This window comes from Klebsiella africana (assembly GCF_020526085.1).
In the GTDB taxonomy this organism is placed as follows: domain Bacteria; phylum Pseudomonadota; class Gammaproteobacteria; order Enterobacterales; family Enterobacteriaceae; genus Klebsiella; species Klebsiella africana.
In genome coordinates this window covers 2,727,595-2,748,092 of the sequence record NZ_CP084874.1, presented here as the reverse complement: position 1 = coordinate 2,748,092, position 20,498 = coordinate 2,727,595, and the positions used below count along the sequence as shown (strand labels likewise).

Sequence of the window (20,498 nt, the reverse complement as noted above, 5' to 3'; positions counted from 1 at the left end):
TTGCCGAGATGCGCTTTTTCTGTCGTAAATGGAGGTTGTTATGAGCAGTTCGCTAACCGCGTCAATGCAGGCACGCCGTCACCCCGATACCACCCACATCGATCGTCTCGCCACGGCTGACATGCTGGCGATGCTGCATCAGGATGATAAGCAGATATCGGAGGCGGTCGGCGCCTGCCTGCCGGAGATCGCCCGGCTGATTGATATCGCCACCGCGACGATGGGCCGGGGAGGGCGTCTGATCGTTATCGGCGCGGGCGCCTCGGGCCGGACGGCCATCGAGGCGGTCAGCGACTATTCGCCGGAAGGTAAACACGCGCTGGTCGGGCTCATTGCCGGCGGGCCGGCAGCGGCGATGGCCGAGATGGAAACCGCAGCACATAATTATGATCTTGGCGCCTTTGAACTGCAGTCGTTGGATTTTAGCAACCGCGATATGCTGCTGGCGCTGACCGTTAGCGGCAAAACGCCGTGGGTGTGGGGGGCGATGCGCCACGCCTGGTCGCTGGGCGCCCCGATTGCGGTCGTCACCCAGCAGCCGACCAGCGAGGCAGCGCAGCTGGCGGATATCATTATTGCTCCACAGACCGGGCCGGAGGCGGTAGCGGGGTTAGCCAATCCGAAGGCTCAGCTGGCCCAGCGGCAGATTGTCAATATGCTGACGACCGGACTCGCGATCCGTGATGGCAGGGTGTACAGCAATCTGCGGGTCGATCTGCAGGCTAACGGCCCGCACTGGGCAGAGCGGCAGATAGCGATTGTGATGGCGGCTACTGACTGCACCCGCAGCGAAGCCAAAGCCGCGCTGGCCAGCTGTCATCAGCACTGCCGCACCGCGATCCTGATGCTGCTCAGCGGGCTGGACGCCTGGCACGCGCGTGAATTGCTGACGAAACACCACGATCATCTGCGTCTCGCCCTGCGCGAAGCCCAGCGCAGCGCTGTCACCTCCGCCCAGTAATCCCTCCTCTGCCAGGCGCGCGCAATGAACATGCGCGCCTGGACTTTAGTAATTAAAGAAATGCTTATCTTTTATTTTATCGAGCAATGGCGCTGAATTTTCAACGTTATTGTTTTATGCCGTGCTATTTTATTTTTAAATTTACTTTTTTAAGTTAAATAATCGTTTGATTAAAAGTGTGAGAGTGTAAGTGATATTTTAAAATAAAGTAAAAGTGCGTTAATATGCTACCTCTTATGACCGTGTGCTACGTGATAATTCTATTATGCCTGCAATGAAAAAAACGATTATTTCCTTTACCGCATTAGCCATGTTTGTCAGCGCGGCGACGCACGCTGAAGCGGATACCTCTAAAAAAACCGACTTCCTGCTGATTGGCGGCGGGATCATGAGCGCCTCGCTCGGCACCTGGCTGCAAGCGCTGCAGCCGGACTGGGATCTGACCATGGTGGAGAAACTGGACGGCGTGGCCCTGGAATCTTCCAACGGCTGGAATAATGCCGGTACTGGTCACTCGGCGAATATGGAGCTGAACTATACGCCGGAGCGGGCCGATGGTTCGATTGACGTCAGTAAAGCGCTGGATATTAACGAACAGTTTATGATTTCCCGTCAGTTCTGGTCGGCCCAGGTGAAGCGCGGTATTTTGCACGATCCGCATTCCTTTATTAATTCCACACCGCATATGAGTTTTGTGTGGGGCGATAATGTCGATTATCTGCAGAAGCGTTATAACGCGCTGCAGCAGACCACCTTATTCCAGGGAATGAAATTCTCCACCGATCACGCGCAAATTAAACAGTGGGCGCCGCTGGTGATGGAAGGGCGCGATCCGCAGCAGAAAGTGGCTGCCACCTGGACGCCGGTGGGCACCGATGTTAACTACGGCGAAATCACCCGCCAGCTGATCGGCAGCCTGAAGAAAAACAGCCATTTCAGCCTGCAGACCTCCTCTGAGGTAACGGATTTCAAACGCAATGCCGATAACTCCTGGCACGTGACGATTAAGAACGTGCAGAGCGGGGAAGCGCAGACTATTGACGCCAAGTACGTCTTTATCGGCGCCGGCGGCGGCGCGCTGAAGCTACTGCAAAAAACCGGTATTCCGGAAGCGGACAACTATGCTGGCTTCCCGGTGGGCGGCTCGTTCCTGATGACCGAGAACCCGGCGGTTACTGCGCAGCATCTGGAGAAAGTCTACGGTCAGGCTTCGGTCGGCGCACCGCCGATGTCGGTGCCGCACCTTGACGCTCGTTATCTTGACGGTAAGCGCGTGGTACTGTTTGGACCATTCGCCACTTTCTCGACCAAGTTCCTGAAAAATGGTTCGTTCTTTGATCTGCTCAGCACCACCACTACCGATAACGTGTTGCCGATGACCCACGTCGGTCTCGACAACTTCGATCTGGTGAAATACCTGGTTAGCCAGGTGATGCTCAGCGATGATGACCGTTTCGCTGCGCTGAAAGAGTACTACCCGGACGCGCGTAAAGAAGACTGGAAACTGATCCAGGCCGGCCAGCGCGTACAGATCATCAAGAAAGACGCAGAGAAGGGTGGCGTACTGAAGCTCGGTACCGAAGTGGTGGTCGATCAGCAGAAAACCATTTCCGCGCTGCTCGGCGCGTCGCCGGGGGCTTCCACCGCCGCGCCGATCACCCTGAACGTGCTCAAGCAGATGTTCCCGCAGCAGTTTAACTCGCCGGAGTGGCAGAGCCGCATTCACGCTATTGTGCCGAGCTACGGCCAGAAGCTGAACGGCAACGTGGCGCTGACCCAGCAGGTATGGGATGACACCGCTGCGGCGCTGCAGCTGACGAAGCCGCCGGTGATCCAGATGCCAGCGGCGGCGCCCATGGCGACCGCCAAACCGGCTGAGCCGCAGCGCGAGGCCTCGCCGCAGCATGATATGGCGCTGTAACGCCACATTCGTGCGGTGAACATCAGGGGAAGACCACGGTCTTTCCCTGATGATTAAAATCAGTGTCTGATGACGTTTCGCTTAGCAGCCCTGGTGGATGGCCTCGCAACCTGACGATTTTGCATGTTGTGTCCCCGGTGTATCGAGCCCATTTATGAATTTTATTCATAGCCTTGATTGGCCTGGCGGGGATTGTCCGTGTCCCTGAAACAGCTACCATTGCGGGCCGTTTTTCCGCCTTTCTCTCCTTAACGGATAGCCTAAATGACGTCATCGCATCAGCGCGCCACCAGTGGGGCGCTTTTTATTTTGATTCTGAGCGGCCTGATGGCCTTCACCTCACTCTCCACCGACATTTACCTGCCGGCCATGCCAATGATGGCCGCACAGTTGCAGGGCGACGCGGAACTGACCATCACTGGCTTTCTGATTGGCTTTGCGCTGGCGCAACTGGTATGGGGGCCGATAAGCGATCGACTCGGGCGTCGCATACCGCTGTTTATCGGCATGGTGCTATTTATTATCGGCTCCGCAGGCTGTGCGCTATCGACCACTATCGATCAGATTGTTTTCTGGCGCGTATTTCAGGCCCTGGGCGCCTGTACCGGGCCGATGCTGGCGCGGGCGATGGTCCGCGATCTTTTTGCCCGTACCCGCGCGGCGCAGATGCTTTCGACGCTGACTATCGTGATGGCGATTGCGCCGATTGCCGGCCCGCTCATCGGCGGACAGCTGATTAAATTCACCAGCTGGCACGCGATTTTTTGGTTGCTGGTGGCGATTGGCGGGCTGATGCTGGTTGCGCTGTGCTGGCTGCCGGAAACCCTGCCGCCGGCGCGGCGTCAGCAAGGGTCGCCGCTGGGCGCTTTTCGCAACTACGCCGCGCTGGTGAGAAACCGCACGTTCATGCGCTATACCCTCAGTCTGACCTGTTTTTACGTGGCTGCTTACGCGTTTATCACCGGTTCGCCGGATGTCTATATTCGCTATTTTGGCGTCGCCCCGCAGCATTACGGCTGGCTGTTCGCGGTCAATATTGTCGGCGTCATGCTGATGAGCGTGGTGAACCGCCGGCTGGTTCAGCGTCATGCGCTGGGCACTTTGCTGAAAGCGGCGCTGGCGGTATCGGCAATTGCCGTTAGCGTACTGGCTGCCGGCGTGCGTTTTCAGGTCGGCGGCCTGCCGCTGATCGTGGTGAGTATATTCCTCTATTTCTCAATGAATGGGGTGATTGCTGCCACCTCCACCGCCGCAGCACTGGATGAGGCCGGGGAATATGCCGGTTCTGCTTCGGCGCTAATTGGATCGCTGCAGTACGGTAGTGGTATTGTCTCCTCGCTGCTGCTGGCATGGCTGCATGACGGTACGCCCTGGACCATGGCATGGATTATGGCGGCGTTTACTCTTGCCAGCCTGTTTCTGGCATGGATTCATCGCCGTGGCAGCGGCAGACAATAGCGGTCGCCATCAACACAGTTTGAGTGGTTATTGTTATACTGGCCCGAATTTGTATAAGAAAACGCTAACCAGGAGTGTGGAAGGGCCATGCAAGACGATATTAACCAGGAGATCACCTTCCGCAAGCTGTCGGTCTTTATGACGTTTATGGCGAAGGGCAATATCGCCAGAACCGCCGAAGCGATGAAGCTCAGCAGTGTCAGCGTCCACCGCGCGCTGCATACGCTCGAAGAGGGCGTCGGTTGCCCCCTGTTCGTTCACAAAGGGCGTAATCTGCTGCCGCTGCAGGCGGCGTGGACGCTGCTGGAATACTGTCAGGATGTGATGAGCCTGATGAGCCGCGGCCTTGAGGCGACGCGCAAGGTCGCCGGCGTCGGTCAGGGACGGTTGCGTATCGGTACCCTCTATTCCCTGACGCTGGAAACTGTTCCGCGCATCATCATGGGAATGAAGCTGCGTCGTCCGGAACTGGAGCTGGATCTGACCATGGGTTCCAACCAGATGCTGCTCGATATGCTGGAAGACGATGCGCTGGACGCTATCTTAATCGCCACCAATGAAGGGGAGTTCAACCAGACCGCTTTCGACGTGGTGCCGCTGTTTGAAGATGATATCTTTCTCGCCGCGCCGGCGACAGAGCGGCTGGATGCCACTCAGCTTGCCGACCTGCGTGATTACGCCGACCGGAAATTTGTCTCGCTGGCGGAAGGGTTTGCCACCTATGCCGGGTTTCGGGAGGCGTTTCATATTGCCGGTTTTGAGCCAGAAATTGTCACTCGGGTAAATGATATTTTCTCGATGATTAGCCTGGTGCAGGCGGGCGTCGGTTTTGCGCTACTGCCGGGACGGATGAAGAAAGTCTACGAGAAGGATGTGCAGCTGTTGAAGCTGGCGGAGCCGTACCAGATGCGCCAGCTGATCTCGATTGTTTATTCTCACCACCGTGAGCGCGACGCCGATCTGCTGGCGCTGGCCGCGGAGGGGCGAATGTACGCCCGCAGTCTTAGTCACTAAGTCGCTGCGCCAGATGGCGGGCGACGTCCACACCGCTGCGTTCCAGCGAAAGTGTCTCACCGCGCCAGCCCGCCTGGCGCGTCAGGCAAGTGAGTACCCCGCCGGGGGGCATTTCAATGGCTAAGCGCGCGTCGCGCTCATCGGCGGCAATCATCGCCTCCTGCCAGTGGACCGGGCGCGCCATATTCATCGCCAGATCGTCAGCGATCCGCTGTGGGTCCCACAGTACGCGCGCGGTTGAGCCGCTTAAATAGGCGCACCGTGGGCGCTTTAAGCTGACGCCGGCAAAGGCTTTTGCCAGCTCAGCGGCGGGTTTATCCAGCAGCGCGCAGTGCGACGGAACGCTGACCGCCAGCCGCTGGGCCTTACTGGCCCCCGCCTGCAGCGCCTGCTGCGCCACCTCGGCCATGGCCTCATCACGGCCCGCGATCACGAACTGCGTTTCGGCGTTCAGGTTGGCGAGATAAACCTCGTGGCCCTGCAGCAGAGCCTCAATCCGCGAGCGGGTCAGACCCATAATCGCCGTCAGCCCGTAACCATCGGGATAGGCCTGCTCCATTAAGTCCCCACGCAGGGCCACCAGACGCAGCGCGCAGGCGAAATCGAGCGCGCCGGCAATCACCGCGGCGGGAAACGCGCCGATGGACAGGCCGCTGACCATCTGCGGATTGACGCCCTGGCGCTGTAGTTCACGCGCCCAGGCCACCCCGGCGATCAGCAGACAGAGCTGGACCGCACGGGTGTGTTGTAGCGCGTCGGCGCTATCGAGAGTATTGACTTCATCCCCCAGTACGGCGCGCGCCTGGGTGAGGATCGCTTCGCGATCGGGGATCGCCGCCAGCATGCCGGGACGCTGGCCGCCCTGGCCGGGAAAGGTAAACAAAATCTTCATCATTCCTCCCTGTGCCACGGCGTCGCGGTTACGCGCGCGCCGCGGGATGTTTTCAATAGCGCGCGGCCATCGCGCAGCCATTCATTAAGGGCAAAAGCGCCGTACGGTGTTTCGACCTGGGTATCGGCGCGGCATGGGAGTTGGGCCACACGGGCCTGCCACTCCCGTAGCGCCTCGTCATCCAGTGGCTGCGGTGCGCGGATCAGCAGATCCAGATCGCTTGCCGCATGGAGTACCGGGATCTCAGTGGCCAGCGCATAGCCGGTGCTGCCGGTGACGCCCCAGCGCCAGGACCAGGGGTGTAAGGTAAGGGAGATAGCCGCCTGAACCGGCGGCTGTGAAACAAAAGGGGAGCCCAGCAGACGCTCGCGCTCCACCAGCATTTCCGGCGTCACGCAGCGCACGATATGCTGCGCCTGGACCCAGCCGGCGGCGCGCTGCTCGCGCTTCATGCCTCGCACCCCCACCGGGATGCGGGCCTGGTCGTCAACGTCGCGCCTTACCACCACCGGCAGCGTGGCTCGCCACTGCTGAGCCACCCACGGCTCGGCAATAGCTTCCAGGGCGCTGGCGTGGTTTAACCAGATTAAATCGTGGGGACGCGGCGTTGCTGACATGGTTTACAGTCCTGAAGTCAAAGAGATAAACAGCGGTAGCGACAGGATACACAGAACCGAGCTCAACAGCAGCACGGCTTCAGCATCCGGAGACTGTACGCCAAAGCGGTTGCCGAAGACCACGCCGAAGAAGCCGGCGGCGAGGGCAATCATCAGGATCGCGGTAATGGCGATAGAGCCGTGCAGGCCCAGCACCATCACCAGACCCCAGGCAATAAACGGCTGCACCAGCAGTTTGACGATAGTGGAGGTGGCGATCAGCGCATTGAGCTGCAGTTTACGCGCCGACAGGATCACCCCGGTGAGGAACAGCGCGGCGGCGGTGGCGGCCAGGCCCAGCGGTTTAATGGAGGCCAGCAGCAGATCCGGCATTTTAATGCCGATAGCGGATAGCACCACCCCGAGCAGCGGGCCCCAGACGATCGGCTTTTTCACCGAACGCCACATCAGCACCGGCAGCATCGCCAGCGTGGAACCGGTGTTTTCACCGGCGGCGCGGGCTTTTTCACGTTCCAGAATCAGCAGGCAGAACGGGGTCATCAGTACCGAGCCGCAGGCGATAGAAACCGCCACCGACAGCGAGGTTGACGCGCCTTCACCCAGCACGCTGCCGAGGATCGGCAGACCCAGCGCGGCATAGTTTGGCAGGGCGACGGTGAGAGTCAGCACTGCGGCATCCTGCGGCGTGCGCTTGAACACGCTGGTGGCGAGGAAGTAGATCGCGGCATAAGTGATCCACATCGCGCCGGTCAGGACCAGCACCAGCGGCGACTGGGCGACGATACCGGCCCATGGGGTTTGTACCGTGGCGCTGAACAGCGTGGCGGGTAACGCAAAATCCATTACAAAAATATTGAGCAGCGAGACGTTTTTGTTATCTACCATCCCGGCCTTACCGGCCCAGAAGCCCAGCAGCATAATCACGAAAATGGGCGCGAGGGCATGAATAATCACATAAGTCATAAATCACCTGTAAATAAGATAGAGTACTGGCGCGATTGTTATTTTTTCTAAAAGCCGCCCTTGCCCGGAGCGTTTATTACGCGCTCCGGGGACGGCTTCCGGCAGGTTTTCTTCTACTAATTACGTACGAACGTCTTACCAGCTGGCGCGCATGCGATCGCGAACCAGCTGTGAGCTGCGGCGATTTTCGGCGCCCAGGCGGCATTTCAACGAAGGATCCTGGCGGGCGTCAGCGATGGCGTCGCGCAGGGTGCGGCTGACCAGCGACAGATCGCCTTCGTCTGGCGCATCCGGATTGCTGATATCGAGCAGGGCGGAGAGCAGGCCAAGGGTCGCGTAGTTGCTGACGTCGTAGGCCATCGGCGGGATCGTCGCCGCCAGTTTCTCCAGCGCTTCCACGCTGCGCAGCGTAATGCGCGCTGCCGATTCTTTACCCATGGCGTGGACCAGCACGCCGCTATCGTTAAAAGCGATCAGGCGGTTGGCCTGGTAGCCATGGGCCAGAAACGCGCCGGACATGGCTTTGCCGACGATTAGACCAATTACCGGGTGGCCGGCCAGACGGGCTTTAGCGTAAGCGCCTGCCGCCCCGGCCAGCGCCTGGTGGATGCCGAAGGCTTCTTCGCGGCGGCCATAGGCCTGGCTCGGGACATCAATGACCGCGACGATTGGCCGTTTGACAGGCTGGTCGGCGTCGGCGGCAATGGTTTCGTTGACCACTTTCGCCAGCGTCCAGCCTTCCAGTAGGCCGACTTCGCCGCCGGCGGCGCGTGGGTAGTGGTTGTTAGCGTCAGGCACCACGGCGATAAAACGCACGCTTTCGCCATCAATCTGGCCATCGGCGACCTGCACCGAAGGGCACAGACCACTCATCAGCGGCGCGTCGGGCGCCAGTTTGTTCAGCCATAGCGCGGCGCGGTTTGGGAACTGACTCATTATTTATCCTCCCGGGCAAAAAGCTGTTTAATCTGCGCGGTATCCGCCTGCTGGCGGGTATCGAACTGGCTCAAGCGACGCAGATAATCGTCATAATTATCGCTGCGGTGCTGTGCCGGTACGCCTTTGGCTATCGCCTCGTTCATTGCGGTTTTAACAGCGTTAACGCCATCGTTAACCAGCGCGTCGACCAGGCCGCTGGCGGCGCGAATTTCCCCGCCGGTCATGCTCCAGATAAACGGCCGGTTGCGGGAGTCGTACTCTTCAATGCCGGCTTCCTGTTCGATAACCTGCGGGCCGTTGAGGCCGAGACGGGCTTCACGGGTGACGATAAGGTAGCTGCACAGCGCCGCGGCGATGGACATGCCGCCGAAGCAGCCGACGGTACCGGTAATAATGCCGACTACCGGGGTGTAGCGGCGCAGGTCGACAATCGCGGCGTGAATATCGGCGATGGCGGCCAGACCGAGGTTGGCCTCCTGCAGACGGACGCCGCCGGTTTCGAGACACAGTACCGCCTGGGTCGGGATACCGTTGCGGTTATCTTCCGCCGCCAGCTCCAGCGCGGCGGCCATTTTGGCGCCGGAGACTTCGCCCATACTGCCGCCCTGGAAGGTGCCTTCGATGGCGATCACCACCGCAGGTTGACCGTTGATAGTGCCTTTGGCGACTACCATTCCGTCGTCGGACTGCGGGACGATGCCCTGTGCGCCGAGCCACGGAGACATAATGCCTTCAAACGGATCCAGCAGTTCGCGGTAGCTGCCGTCGTCCAGCAGGGCGTGGGCGCGTTCGCGAGCGCGCAGTTCGATAAAGCTGCGATCGTTACGCATGAGCGGCCTCCTCAAAGACTTGTTCAATACGAATGCGGGCGACGCCCGGCGTAGCGCCGAAGTCGTGAATAATCAGTTGTCCGGCAGGCAGGCCGTTGATCAGATTCAGCCTGTCGAACAGCGCCTGCCAGCGCGCCTGGCTGTTATCTACTGAGGTGGTGATTTGTACGTTGAGCGTGTCGCTCTGTGCGGCGGTATAAAGCACTTCCATATCGCCTGAACCTACAACCCCTGCCAATGCTTTGCCGCTGAGGGCGCGGTTGGCAGGAAATGACAATGTAATCTGTTCCATAACATCCTCTGAATGCGTTAGCCGGCAACCCGGTCGAGAAACAGGGTGGCGGCAAGGAGATCGGCCGCGCCACCCGGCGAGGCGTTGTGCGCCAGCATTTGCGTATCAAGACGCGCCAGCGCGGCGCGACCAGCGACGCTGGCGCAACCGCCAGCGGCCAGCACGTCGCGGGCACCTTGCTGCATGGTGTGCAGGCCGGACATGCCGGCGCGCGACAGCACGCAGGTATCGCTCAGCGAGGTCATGATGGCCATCAGCGCATCAAGCCGCGCCTGCGGCTCGCTGGCGCCCTGCGCACGGCTTTTTAGTAACTGCGGCAGCGCCAGGGTGGTGATATGTGGAAAACCGCGCTGCGCCTCTTCGCGGGCGCCTGGCACCTGCCAGCGGCGGCTGGCGCGTAGCCCTTTACTGAAGCTTTTCGGCGCCTGTCCATCGGGCAGGCGGGCGAGGGCGGCGGCGGTGTCGGCGATCGCCTGTGACTGACCCTCTCCACCCAACATCGCCACCGCGCTGACCAGCAGGCCCAGCGCCCAGATAGCGCCACGGTGGGTGTTAACCCCACCCGTCGCCAGCATCATCTGCGCTTCGCCTTCGCGGCCAAGGCGGCCGACGGTTTCGCGCAGCGCGATGTCCGCCGGGCGACGCCAGCTTTGCTCGGCCAGCGCGTGAAAGGTCGGCTGCAGGCTGCGGGCGGATCGCTCCATCAGCGCCAGATTCAGGTCCTGATGCGCGCCGTTGCCGCGGCTATCCACCAGACCCGGTTTCGGGCTCAGACGCGCTTCGTCAATCAGACAGGCGCTGGCGGTATCGGCCAGCCAGCTGACGCGACTTTCGGCGAGTTGGGGGGAGAGTATTTTCATTACCAGCTCCGGAATTTAGCCGGTGGGTTGTACAGTCCGTCGGACCATTCCACCAGGTCGGCGACGCTGCCAGCGGCCAGCAGGGAGCGGGTAGCATCGCTGCGGCGGATCCCGAGATCTTCCGGGTAGACCACTTTGCCACTCTGGCGCAGCGCGGCGACGCGTTTGGCGTCCACCCCAAGACCGATATCGGTGATCCCGGCCACCGCGGCGACCATTGCCCGGCGCTCTTCAAGGCTTTCCGCGCGATACAGGTAGGCGATACCTTCTTCGGTCAGCACGTGGGTGACGTCATCGCCGTAAATCATCACCGGCGCCAGCGGCATGCCGGAGGTTTTGGCGACGTCGACCGCATCGAGCGTTTCAACGAAGGTCGGTTTCACGCCGGCCTGGAATGTTTCGACCATCTGCACCACCAGTTTTTTACCGCGCTGCATTGGATCTGGCTCGGTGATCATATTGAGCCAGGCTGGGGTGGCGTGGCGGCGCCCGTGCGGGTCGTGGCCCATGTTCGGCGCGCCGCCGAAGCCGGAAAGCCGGCCGCGGGTGACGGTTGAGGAGTTAGCCAGACCATCCACCTGCAGGGTCGAACCGATAAACATATCTACCGCGTACTGGCCTGCCAGCTGGCAGAAGGCGCGGTTAGAGCGCATCGAACCATCCGGGCCGGTAAAGAAGATATCCGGTCGGGCGCGGATATACTCTTCCATCCCCAGTTCGCCGCCGAAACAGTGCACACTCTCCACCCAGCCGCTTTCAATCGCCGGGATTAAGGTCGGATGCGGGTTCAGCGTCCAGTGTTTACAGATTTTTCCTTTCAGTCCGAGCTGTTCGCCGTAAGTGGGCAGCAGCAGTTCAATGGCGGCGGTATTAAAGCCGATACCGTGGTTAAGCGACTGCACCTGATGTTCTGCGTAGATGCCTTTGATCGCCATCATCGCCATCAGAATGTGTTCTTGCTTAATCAGGCGCGGATCGCGGGTGAACAGCGGCTCAATAAAGAACGGTTTGTCGGCAACCACCACGTAATCGATCCACGAGCCGGGAATATCAACGCGCGGCAGGTCGCATTCGTCGTCCACCAGTTCGTTAACCTGGGCGATAACAATCCCATCATGGAACGCAGCGGCTTCCACCAGTGCCGGGGTATCTTCAGTACTGGGCCCGGTATACAGATTACCTTTACGGTCAGCTTTGTAGCCGGCGATCAGCGCCACATTCGGCGACAGGTCAACGTACAGGCGGGAATAGAGTTCGATATAGGTGTGAATGGCGCCGATTTCCAGCAGGCCATCTTCCAGCAGTTGTGAAATACGCAGGCTCTGCGTGCCGGAAAAGGAGAAATCCAGCTTACGGGCAATGCCTTTTTCAAACAGGTCGAGGTGCTCGCTGCGCCCGACGCTGGGCATAATCATATGCAGGTCGTGGATTTTTTGCGGATTGACTTCCGCCAGCATGCGGGAGAGGAAATCAGCTTGTTTCTGGTTGTTGCCTTCCAGTACTACCCGGTCGCCGGGGGCGATCAGATTTTCCAGTACGCTGACCAGCTGGTCAGTGGGGATGACCTTGCCGGCGATCTTCACTTCGGCCAGTCGCCGTTGTTTTTCCGTCCGGCGACGGTTCCAGACCCGCCCCGTCGTTTGTTCGGCATTCATTATTAACCTCCTGATTCGACAAATCGTTTGTTTGTCCTGGTGGTAGTTAGTGTGCGTCGCGTGGCGCTGGGCATCAATTAAGCGTAGAGGAAGATCGTTAGCTTGAGAGTAATAATTTCGAGTCGCCCTTTGTGATGAGGATCACTAATACAAAAGGTGTAGTGGTCTACTGCGGGCATAAAGGTGAGGGCGTGGGCCGGCCTGATGCCAGCCCGGAGAAAGATTATTCTTTACTTACATCACTGAGTAAGAAGGCAATACTCTGTCCGCCGCTGGTCTGCTCCAGGGCAATTTTGACGATGATTGTCAATGGCACCGACAGCAACATGCCGACCGGACCCAGCAGCCAGCCCCAGAAGATCAAGGACAGGAACACCACCAGCGTCGAGAGTCCCAGGCCGCGTCCCATAATCCGCGGCTCCAGAATATTACCGAACACCAGGTTAACGATCAGGTAGCCAGCCAGCACCACCAGCGACTCGTACAGGCCGCCAAACACCAGGACTTGCAGAATAGGCGGGATAGCCGCCAGCACGGAACCGATATTGGGAATATAGTTAAGCGCGAATGCCAGCAGTCCCCACATAAAGGCGAAGCGTACATCCAGCAGCACCAGCATGCCCCAGACCACCAGGCCGGTGACCAGGCTAATCGCGGTTTTCAGCACCAGATAATGCGACACGCTGTCGATGGCCCGCTGGATGGCGCCCATGCCTTCAACCGGGCGGGACATCAACTGCTGCAGCTTGGCAGGAAGCTGGGGAACTTCCAGCAGCATAAATACCACCGTCAGCAGTAACAGAAAAATCGAGGACATGGCGTTCGACAACTGCGTGAGCAGGCTGGTCACCAGGGTCATCACCGCGTTAGGGTCAATGTATTTATTCAACTCCACCACCGAAACGGTGAACCCCATGCGCTGCAGCCACGGGGCGATGGTTTGCATCGGCTCATAGAGATAGTTGCGATACTGCGGCAGGGTGCGCGCCAGCTCGTTCAGCGAGGTCCCCAGCGAGGCCAGCAGCACCACGGCCAGCATGACAATGAGACCAATCAGCAGCGAAATCGCCAGTACGCGCGGCACCCGGCAGCGGACCAGTAGTTGTACCAGCGGATTGATGATCACCGCCAGAAAGAGGGCAAGAATAAAAGGCACAATAATGTCCGCCGCAAAGCGAATGCCGGTAAGGATGATCACCAGCATGCCCAGCATGATGACCATCTTTAATCCGTTAAGTGTAATAATGGGTTTAGCCATAGGGTCCCGACCTCAATCTTCCTTGCCTATTAACAGGTTGCGTTACATTAGCATAATGACGCTTTTTTGCAGAATAAACGCATTGAAGCAAAACGGTGGCGTAAAGAATTGCAAAGTCTTTGAATTAAATGTAGCACTGTGCTACAAATTTAGCTGTGTATAACTACTGAGGACAATTTTCATCCGCACTGGACGAGAAGCAACACCGCGGATAATTGTAATTCTATGGACAATCAGTTCAGGATGTATATTTTAAATCACCCCGCAGTATCCCTTTCTTTTTCCCGTTTCGCCGGCGAGCAGCACTGGCATTCGGCGCTATAGTCACCTTTCTTACTGCCTGAGCTGGCGCCAAGCGCACAGCGAAATCTACGTCAGAAATTTTCCTGTTTACGCCTTGCGTAAACGGTAATGGATTATATTCTCAAGCAGGAGAAGGGAACATGTTTTATTGGATTTTATTAGCTTTAGCGATTGTCGCTGAAATTACCGGCACCTTGTCTATGAAATGGGCAAGCGTGAGTGGCGGCCACACCGGCTATATTTTAATGCTGGCGATGATAGCCCTGTCATATATTTTTCTTGCCTTTGCAGTTAAAAAAATTGCCCTTGGCGTGGCCTATGCACTGTGGGAAGGGATTGGCATTTTGCTGATTACCCTGTTTAGCGTGCTGTTGTTTGATGAGAGTCTGTCGCTGCTGAAAATAGCCGGCCTGACCACCCTGGTGGTGGGGATCGTTTTAATTAAGTCAGGCACGCAGAAAAAGGCGTCGAAACCGCAGGAGGTGACCCATGCAGCAGTTTGAGTGGGTTCATGCCGCCTGGCTGGCGATCGCCATTGTGCTTGAAATCATCGCCAACGTTTTTTTGAAATTTTCCGACGGTTTCCGCCGCAAGATTTACGGCATCCTGTCCCTGGCGGCGGTGTTGGGGGCGTTCAGCGCCCTGTCACAGGCGGTCAAAGGGATCGATCTCTCAGTCGCCTATGCGCTGTGGGGCGGCTTCGGTATCGCAGCGACCATCGCCGCCGGTTGGGTATTGTTTGGCCAGCGCCTGAACAACAAAGGCTGGGCGGGAGTCATCCTGCTGGTGGCCGGCATGGTGCTCATTAAGCTCGCCTGACGTCTTGCCGCCTGCAAAGCCAGGCGGCAACACAGACTCTATGCTGTAAGCTGCCCTCACGCCCGGCCCCGCTGTTATTGCGTCAGGTGACGATGAGGGCAGCGCAGGTTCACGGCTTTCGGACAATATCTTCCGCCAGGACGTGGTCAATACTGCTATTCTTCGCCGACCTCGGTCCATTACTCCCCGGCCAGCGCCTCGAGCTTATCACGAAAGCCGGTGACGGAAATGGCGCGGTTGTCGGCCCGCCAGCGATCCTGCGGACCAGGAGCGGAGCTTTGCACGGCGATCACCTGCCAGCCATCCTCGGTCTTCAGGAGCAGCGGCGAGCCGCTGTCGCCAGGCAGGGTGTCGCACTGGTGCGACAGCACGCTGCTTTGCGCCCAGCCAGTGACAATGCAATCCTGATGGCTGTAAAGATTATCCAGATGATCTTCAGGATAACCTGACTGGGTCACTTTACGGTCTGCCGCTTTCAACGCGGCGGTTAAATCGGCCTTACTGCCCGGGAAAAGTGGGATCGGGGTGATACCCGAAGGGGCATAGCGCAGTACGATCAAGCCAAAATCTGACGGCGCCGCGGCGGACGGGACAATCCAGCCATCGCCATCGGCCTTCAGACGCTTGCCTAAACCCGGCTCCACCCGCCCATCAATACCGTGAATCTCATACACCCAGTTGCCGTTGCGAGAAATAAAGCGCAGAGCAACCGCTTTGTCCGGCTTGCCGCGCGGGGGGGTTAACAGACAGTGCCCCGCGGTCAGCGCCAGATGCGGAGAGATGAGGGTGGCCGTACACAGATTGCCGCTGGCGGTTTCCAGTTGGCCAATCGCATCCCATGGGCTCTCTTCAGGATGGCTGACGGCTTTACGGTCATCGTGGCCGAAAAAGAGCGTTTTAATATCTTTGGCGCTCAAACCGCTCTCATCGGCATGGGCGCCCAGAGGCAACAGATAAAATGCACACAGTAATAACAGAACGTCTCTACGCATATCACTCTCTGGGGAGGCTATGATGTCTATTGACAGTAGCAGGAGATTTAAGTTTTTGAAAGTAAACACTAATTCCAGTCAGCCCAAACGGCAATCTTTACCGGAGCGCGACCAGGAAGACTGCCGGCTAAACCGTCTGATTTCAAACAGTTAATGCTAACAGGCTTCACTGATTATTTCCGCAGAAAGCGGCGTGCGGCGCAACTGAATTCGTGTATCAGAACGTACTGAATCCGGCGAATAATTCATCAATCGTGTACTGAGATTATTCCTGAAATGCCGGTGGTTAGCTGAAAAATAAAGTGCTTAACCGCTAAAACTTCACCGGAATTCGCACTTCTTTACGCCTCTCGCAATTATTTTCAATGCGAAACATTTTCTCACCGAAAACGTTGTTACGGTCAACCTGCCGTTGAGTAAATAGAGAGGTAATACCGGCGATGATACCTCAATTCTATTTCCCCGTGGTTCGGAGGGTATATGTCTAAAAAAGGTATTCGCGCATTGGTTTATGTTTCCCTGGTCTCGGTCGCTATCTGGGGCGCGACTGGCTATCTGGTGATGGAAGCGGTGCGCGCACTATAAGCGTCTGGTCACCGTGAGATGGCTGGCGCGCGATAGTTCATGACTTAAATGTCGGGCGTCTTCGGGCGCCGGGCATATTTTTGCGCTGTGGAAATTTTCAGGGTAAGCAGACGTGGGAAGGCGTACGGTGACAGCTGCACGGCATTCATTTTCTGCAAGGCCTGCAGATGCAGCAAAATTAGAGCGGGATGGATAGGATTAATAGAGGAAAAAGCGGGTAGCAACCACTGCGCAAATGATTAGCAGGATCAGGATGAGCTCAAAACGATAGCGCCGCAGCATAGTGCTCTCCAGAAAAAACGGCGCTGAAACAGCGCCGATTATTTAAGAAGGTTGGTTCACCGGGAAGAATTATGCTGCCGGCTGTGCAGCCGGTTTAGCGGCCTGGTGTTTAGTGGTTTTGTGGTGTTTTTTCGCCGCCTGGGCTTTCTGAGCTACCGGTTTAGCCGCAGCTTTGTGGTGCTTTTTCGCGGCCTGGGCTTTCTGCGCAGCGGCTGGTTTAGCTTCTGCTTTTTTGTGTTTTTTAGCGGCCTGGGCTTTCTGGGCTGCAGCGGGTTTAGCGTCTGCTTTTTTGTGTTTTTTGGCAGCCTGCGCTTTCTGCTCTGCAGCCGGTTTTGCCGCAGCTTTGTGCTGTTTTTTGTGATGGGTGGTCTTGGCAGCCGTGCTGTGGGTAGCAGCTAGCGCCTGAGTGGTGCTTGCTGCATCAGCAGCGAAAGCGGCGGAAGAGAGACCCATAGCAGCGGCAACGACCAGAGCTAATACTTTTTTCATTCTGATATCCTCGAAAAGTTTTCTTAATTTCAACCCCACTGCGGGGCCGGTGAAATCACTATATGCTTGTCTTTTCGGGCTTTCCGTGAGTGTTTGGTATCGGCGTGTAACCGAATGTACAAGCCAGAAGGGAAGGACGCGCCGGGCAGCCCGGCGCGCACGATCATAGATAACGGGCGGTAAGATGGTCGCGGAAATAGCGGCTGCTAAGTTCTTCGCCGGTGGCCTGCTGGATCAGCTGCGAGGTGGTGAAGCGGCTGCCATGCTGCCAGATATTCTGCCGCAGCCAGTCGAACAGGGCGCTGAAATCCCCTTCGGCGATATCGCGGTCTAAGGTCGGCAGTGCGCGGCGGGCGGCGGCCATCAGCTGCGCGGCATACATTGCGCCCAGGGTGTAGGAAGGGAAGTAGCCAAAGCCGCCGTCGGTCCAGTGAATATCCTGCATGCAGCCATCGCGATAATTGCCGGTGGTCGACAGCCCCAGCCAGTGCTGCATTTTCTCATCCCACAGCGATGGGATATCTTCCACCTCAATGTCGCCGTCGATCAGCGCGCGTTCAATTTCATAGCGCAGGATCACATGTGCCGGGTAGCTGACCTCGTCGGCATCGACGCGAATAAAGCCCGGTTTCACTCGCTGATTCCAGGCGACAAAATTATCCGGGCTGAAGGCCGGCTGGTCGCCAAAGCGCTCGCGCACCGCCGGCAACAGGCGGTTGAGGAAGCGCTCGTTGCGCCCCAGCTGCATTTCAAAGAACAGGCTCTGCGATTCGTGAATGGCGGTGGAGCGGGCGAGTCCAACCGGCTGGTCGATCCATGGCCGGGGCAGGTTCTGTTCATAGCGGGCGTGGCCGGTTTCGTGGATCACGCCGAACAGGGCGCTGAGCAGATCGTTTTCATTGTAGCGAGTGGTAATGCGCACGTCCTGGGGGACGCCACCGCAGAACGGGTGGGCGCTGATATCGAGGCGGCCGCCGTCGAAGTCAAAGCCGAGGATACGCATTGCCTGCAGGCCCAACTCCCGTTGTTCAGCAATCGGGAAAGGCCCCTGCGGGGCGATCAGCGTCCGCTTCGCCTGCTTCTCCACCGCCTGACTAAGCAGGGAAGGTAGCCACGATTTGAGATCGGCGAACAGGCTGTCCAGCCGGGCGCTGGTCATATCCGGTTCGAAAATATCCAGCAACGCGTCGTAGCGTGAGCCTCCCCTGGCATCGGCGCGGATCTGCGCTTCCTGACGGCTCAGTTTGACCACCTCGCGAAGATTGTCGGCAAAGCCCGTCCAGTCATTGGCGGGACGCTGGCTGCGCCAGGCATGCTCGCAGCGGCTGCCGGCCAGCGATTTTGCTTCCACCAGGCTCTCCGGCAGCAGCGCCGCCTGATCGTACTGACGCTGCATTTCGCGCAGGTTGGCCTGTTCAACATCATTAAGATCCTGCTGGCGGGCCTCCTGTAGCCATTGTCCCACTTTTTTATCGGTCAGGATCTGATGCTGCAGCACGCCGAGTTCGGCCAGCGCTTCGCTGCGGGCGACGCTCCCGCCCGGGGGCATCATCGCGAACATATCCCAGCCGGCGATGGCGGAGAGATGTGAAAAGCGCGACAGGCGCTGAAAGGTGCGGGTAAGCTGCTGATAAGGCGTATTTTCAGTCATAGTAGCGTGCGGTCCGTGACAGGTGAATAAAGAGATTATCGGTCTGGTTCTACACTATCCTGATACGCCCCGCGGGTCGAGCGTTGCGCACAGGGGAAGGGAAAGACACATGGCGGGAGAATAAGCTCACCTCTGTGATCGGTGTGACAGAAAACGGTAACATATCGGTACTAAACTGTGATCGATTACACAGGTCTGGAGGTTCGGGGGTGGTTTATGAATCCGTTCACCTGGCTGTTTATTGCTTTATTGTCCATTGATGCCTTGAGAGAGTTGATGGGTTTGTCATCCATCATGGGCATGTGGTGAAACGTGGCCCGCAGGCCACGTAACAAACGACTATTTCAGTCGCCGATGCAAGCACGTGCCGGTCAGAAGCGCGGCAAGGAGCAGTAGCGCGATAAAGCCTCCGACGCCGTTCCAACCGTAGTGGTGCCAGAACACCCCGCCTAACGTCCCCGCCAGACTGGAGCCTAAATAATAGCTGAACAAATACAGCGATGACGCCTGGCCGCGGGCGCGGCGGGCGCGGGGGCCAATCCAGCTGCTGGCAACCGAGTGCGCGGCGAAAAATCCCGCCGAAAACAACAGCATGCCGATGAAAATGAGCCACAGTGAAGAAAAGAGCGTCAGCAGCAGACCGCAGAGCATCACCGTCGTAAAGCCGAGCATTACCGGCCCGCGGCCATAGCGTACCGTCATGGCGCCCGCCTTCGGTGAACTCCAGGTACCGGTGAGATAGGCCACCGACAGTAGTCCCACCACAGCCTGGCTTAACGACCATGGCGACATCATCAGCCGGTAGCCAATGTAGTTAAACAGGGTGACAAAGGCCCCCATCAGCAGAAAACCCTCGACGAACAGCAGCGGCAGGCCGCGGTCGCGCCAGTGCAGGCGAAAGTTAATCAGTAATGTTTTTGGTCGCAGCGAGGTGGGACGGAAATGCCGAGACTCAGGCAGGATGCGCCAGAACATAACGGCTGCAGCCAGCGCGAAGCCGCTGATTACCGCCAGCGCCACGCGCCAGCCGAAGAAATCGGTGAATACCCCAGTGAGCAAGCGGCCGCTCATGCCGCCGATGGAGTTGCCGCTGATATAGAGCCCCATGGAAAAGGCGACAAAGCTGGGATGAATCTCCTCGCTCAGGTAGGTCATGCCGACCGCCGCTACGCCGCTCAGCGACAGGCCAATCAGCGCGCGCATAATCAGAATGCCGTGCCAGCTGGACATCATCGTCGACAGCAGCGAGCAGCAGGCGGCCAGCAGCAGGGCGGTGACCATCACCGGTTTGCGGCCAATGGCATCGGAGAGCGGGCCGGTAAACAACAGGCCTACCGCCAGCATCGCCGTGGCAATGGAGAGTGAGATACTGCTGCTGGCCGGCGATACGCCGAACTCGTTCGACAGTACTGGCAGGATCGGCTGCACGCAGTAGAGCAGGGCGAAGGTGGCCAGCCCGGCGGAGAACAGCGCGAGGGTGACGCGCATAAACTGCGGGGTGCCGCGTTTAATAAACTGATCCGGGCGGGATGCACCAGCGACGCTGACCTCGCCCGCCGGCACGGTGTCAACGGTTGTTGTACGACTCACAGAGAATTCCTTGCGTAGAAGTTGCTGCTTACCAACAGAGTGTTGTGACCATTCAGCTCACATTTTTAGGGTATGAAAATGTAAATATTCTGTCTAATATATTAATAATCTCAAATAAGACGTTTTA

22 protein-coding genes are annotated in these 20,498 nt (G+C 58.3%); 8 read left to right on the top strand and 14 right to left on the bottom strand.

The genetic code is table 11. The features are described 5' to 3' along the window. The first annotated feature begins 40 nt into the window (after positions 1 to 40). From LGL98_RS13450 to LGL98_RS13435, 4 genes are all read left to right on the top strand, one after another. Positions 41 to 961, top strand: coding sequence for an N-acetylmuramic acid 6-phosphate etherase (locus tag LGL98_RS13450; protein ID WP_136034020.1), 921 nt, complete (start codon positions 41 to 43; stop codon positions 959 to 961). A gap of 310 nt (positions 962 to 1,271) precedes the next feature. Further along, entirely contained in the window at positions 1,272 to 2,882 is a 1,611-nt protein-coding gene (gene mqo / locus LGL98_RS13445) for a malate dehydrogenase (quinone) (RefSeq protein ID WP_244609889.1), read from the top strand. Between the two features lie 264 nt (positions 2,883 to 3,146). Next, on the top strand, positions 3,147 to 4,340 hold the full coding sequence (locus tag LGL98_RS13440; protein WP_136034024.1) for a multidrug effflux MFS transporter: 1,194 nt from the start codon (positions 3,147 to 3,149) through the stop codon (positions 4,338 to 4,340). Positions 4,341 to 4,427: 87 nt separating this feature from the next. Further along, complete coding sequence (locus LGL98_RS13435; protein ID WP_136034026.1) at positions 4,428 to 5,354, top strand: LysR family transcriptional regulator; 927 nt, start codon at positions 4,428 to 4,430, stop codon at positions 5,352 to 5,354. Here the strand turns inward: LGL98_RS13435 and mdcH are convergent. The 9 genes from mdcH to LGL98_RS13390 form a co-directional block, all read right to left on the bottom strand. Further along, positions 5,344 to 6,246: a malonate decarboxylase subunit epsilon gene (gene mdcH / locus LGL98_RS13430; protein WP_136034479.1), complete on the bottom strand. Its 903-nt coding sequence runs from the start codon at positions 6,244 to 6,246 to the stop codon at positions 5,344 to 5,346. The two genes, LGL98_RS13435 and mdcH, sit on opposite strands and share 11 nt — an antisense overlap. After that, positions 6,246 to 6,863 (bottom strand): malonate decarboxylase holo-ACP synthase, encoded by a 618-nt coding sequence (locus LGL98_RS13425; protein ID WP_136034027.1) that lies wholly within the window; start codon positions 6,861 to 6,863, stop codon positions 6,246 to 6,248. Before LGL98_RS13425 ends, mdcH begins: the two co-directional genes overlap by 1 nt. A gap of 3 nt (positions 6,864 to 6,866) precedes the next feature. Beyond that, positions 6,867 to 7,826 carry an AEC family transporter gene (locus LGL98_RS13420; protein WP_080897414.1) on the bottom strand — a complete coding sequence of 320 codons (960 nt, stop codon included), beginning with the start codon at positions 7,824 to 7,826 and terminating at the stop codon, positions 6,867 to 6,869. A gap of 135 nt (positions 7,827 to 7,961) precedes the next feature. Beyond that, a complete protein-coding gene (gene mdcE / locus LGL98_RS13415; protein ID WP_136034029.1) occupies positions 7,962 to 8,762 on the bottom strand; it encodes a biotin-independent malonate decarboxylase subunit gamma in 801 nt (266 codons plus the stop codon). Next, positions 8,762 to 9,595, bottom strand: coding sequence for a biotin-independent malonate decarboxylase subunit beta (locus LGL98_RS13410; RefSeq protein WP_012541866.1), 834 nt, complete (start codon positions 9,593 to 9,595; stop codon positions 8,762 to 8,764). The genes mdcE and LGL98_RS13410 overlap by 1 nt, the downstream gene beginning before the upstream one ends. Further along, a complete protein-coding gene (gene mdcC / locus LGL98_RS13405; RefSeq protein WP_136034031.1) occupies positions 9,588 to 9,887 on the bottom strand; it encodes a malonate decarboxylase acyl carrier protein in 300 nt (99 codons plus the stop codon). Before mdcC ends, LGL98_RS13410 begins: the two co-directional genes overlap by 8 nt. 17 nt (positions 9,888 to 9,904) lie before the next feature. Then, positions 9,905 to 10,747 (bottom strand): triphosphoribosyl-dephospho-CoA synthase, encoded by an 843-nt coding sequence (locus LGL98_RS13400; RefSeq protein ID WP_136034033.1) that lies wholly within the window; start codon positions 10,745 to 10,747, stop codon positions 9,905 to 9,907. After that, a complete protein-coding gene (gene mdcA, locus LGL98_RS13395) occupies positions 10,747 to 12,402 on the bottom strand; it encodes a malonate decarboxylase subunit alpha (protein ID WP_136034034.1) in 1,656 nt (551 codons plus the stop codon). Before mdcA ends, LGL98_RS13400 begins: the two co-directional genes overlap by 1 nt. 223 nt (positions 12,403 to 12,625) lie before the next feature. Further along, complete coding sequence (locus LGL98_RS13390) at positions 12,626 to 13,660, bottom strand: AI-2E family transporter (RefSeq protein WP_136034036.1); 1,035 nt, start codon at positions 13,658 to 13,660, stop codon at positions 12,626 to 12,628. Between the two features lie 225 nt (positions 13,661 to 13,885). On the opposite strand from LGL98_RS13390, the gene LGL98_RS26445 reads away from it, so the two are divergent. The 3 genes from LGL98_RS26445 (at position 13,886) to kpnF (ending at position 14,782) form a co-directional block, all read left to right on the top strand. After that, positions 13,886 to 13,984, top strand: coding sequence for a protein YdgV (locus tag LGL98_RS26445; RefSeq protein WP_475702803.1), 99 nt, complete (start codon positions 13,886 to 13,888; stop codon positions 13,982 to 13,984). Between the two features lie 119 nt (positions 13,985 to 14,103). Continuing rightward, positions 14,104 to 14,466 (top strand): multidrug efflux SMR transporter subunit KpnE, encoded by a 363-nt coding sequence (kpnE, locus tag LGL98_RS13385; RefSeq protein ID WP_136034038.1) that lies wholly within the window; start codon positions 14,104 to 14,106, stop codon positions 14,464 to 14,466. Then, entirely contained in the window at positions 14,453 to 14,782 is a 330-nt protein-coding gene (gene kpnF / locus LGL98_RS13380) for a multidrug efflux SMR transporter subunit KpnF (RefSeq protein ID WP_136034040.1), read from the top strand. The genes kpnE and kpnF overlap by 14 nt, the downstream gene beginning before the upstream one ends. Before the next feature lie 179 nt (positions 14,783 to 14,961). Here the strand turns inward: kpnF and LGL98_RS13370 are convergent, their stop codons facing one another. From LGL98_RS13370 to LGL98_RS13360, 4 genes are all read right to left on the bottom strand, one after another. Then, a complete protein-coding gene (locus LGL98_RS13370) occupies positions 14,962 to 15,774 on the bottom strand; it encodes a trypsin-like serine peptidase (protein WP_168435398.1) in 813 nt (270 codons plus the stop codon). Between the two features lie 783 nt (positions 15,775 to 16,557). Further along, entirely contained in the window at positions 16,558 to 16,641 is an 84-nt protein-coding gene (ydgU, locus tag LGL98_RS26405) for a small membrane protein YdgU (RefSeq protein WP_049245797.1), read from the bottom strand. A gap of 69 nt (positions 16,642 to 16,710) precedes the next feature. Next, positions 16,711 to 17,130 (bottom strand): acid resistance repetitive basic protein Asr, encoded by a 420-nt coding sequence (gene asr, locus LGL98_RS13365; RefSeq protein ID WP_226651861.1) that lies wholly within the window; start codon positions 17,128 to 17,130, stop codon positions 16,711 to 16,713. Positions 17,131 to 17,293: 163 nt separating this feature from the next. Continuing rightward, positions 17,294 to 18,781, bottom strand: coding sequence for a carboxypeptidase M32 (locus LGL98_RS13360; protein ID WP_136034044.1), 1,488 nt, complete (start codon positions 18,779 to 18,781; stop codon positions 17,294 to 17,296). A gap of 216 nt (positions 18,782 to 18,997) precedes the next feature. Between LGL98_RS13360 and LGL98_RS13355 the strand changes: the two genes are divergently transcribed. Continuing rightward, entirely contained in the window at positions 18,998 to 19,090 is a 93-nt protein-coding gene (locus LGL98_RS13355) for a KPN_01571 family protein (protein ID WP_210235180.1), read from the top strand. A 30-nt stretch (positions 19,091 to 19,120) separates the two neighbouring features. On the opposite strand, the gene LGL98_RS13350 is transcribed toward LGL98_RS13355, so the two are convergent. Then, the gene (locus LGL98_RS13350) at positions 19,121 to 20,371 is read right to left on the bottom strand and encodes a multidrug efflux MFS transporter YnfM/SxtP(Kp) (RefSeq protein WP_136034046.1); all 1,251 of its coding nucleotides are present in this window, start codon (positions 20,369 to 20,371) and stop codon (positions 19,121 to 19,123) included. Positions 20,372 to 20,498 lie beyond the last annotated feature (127 nt).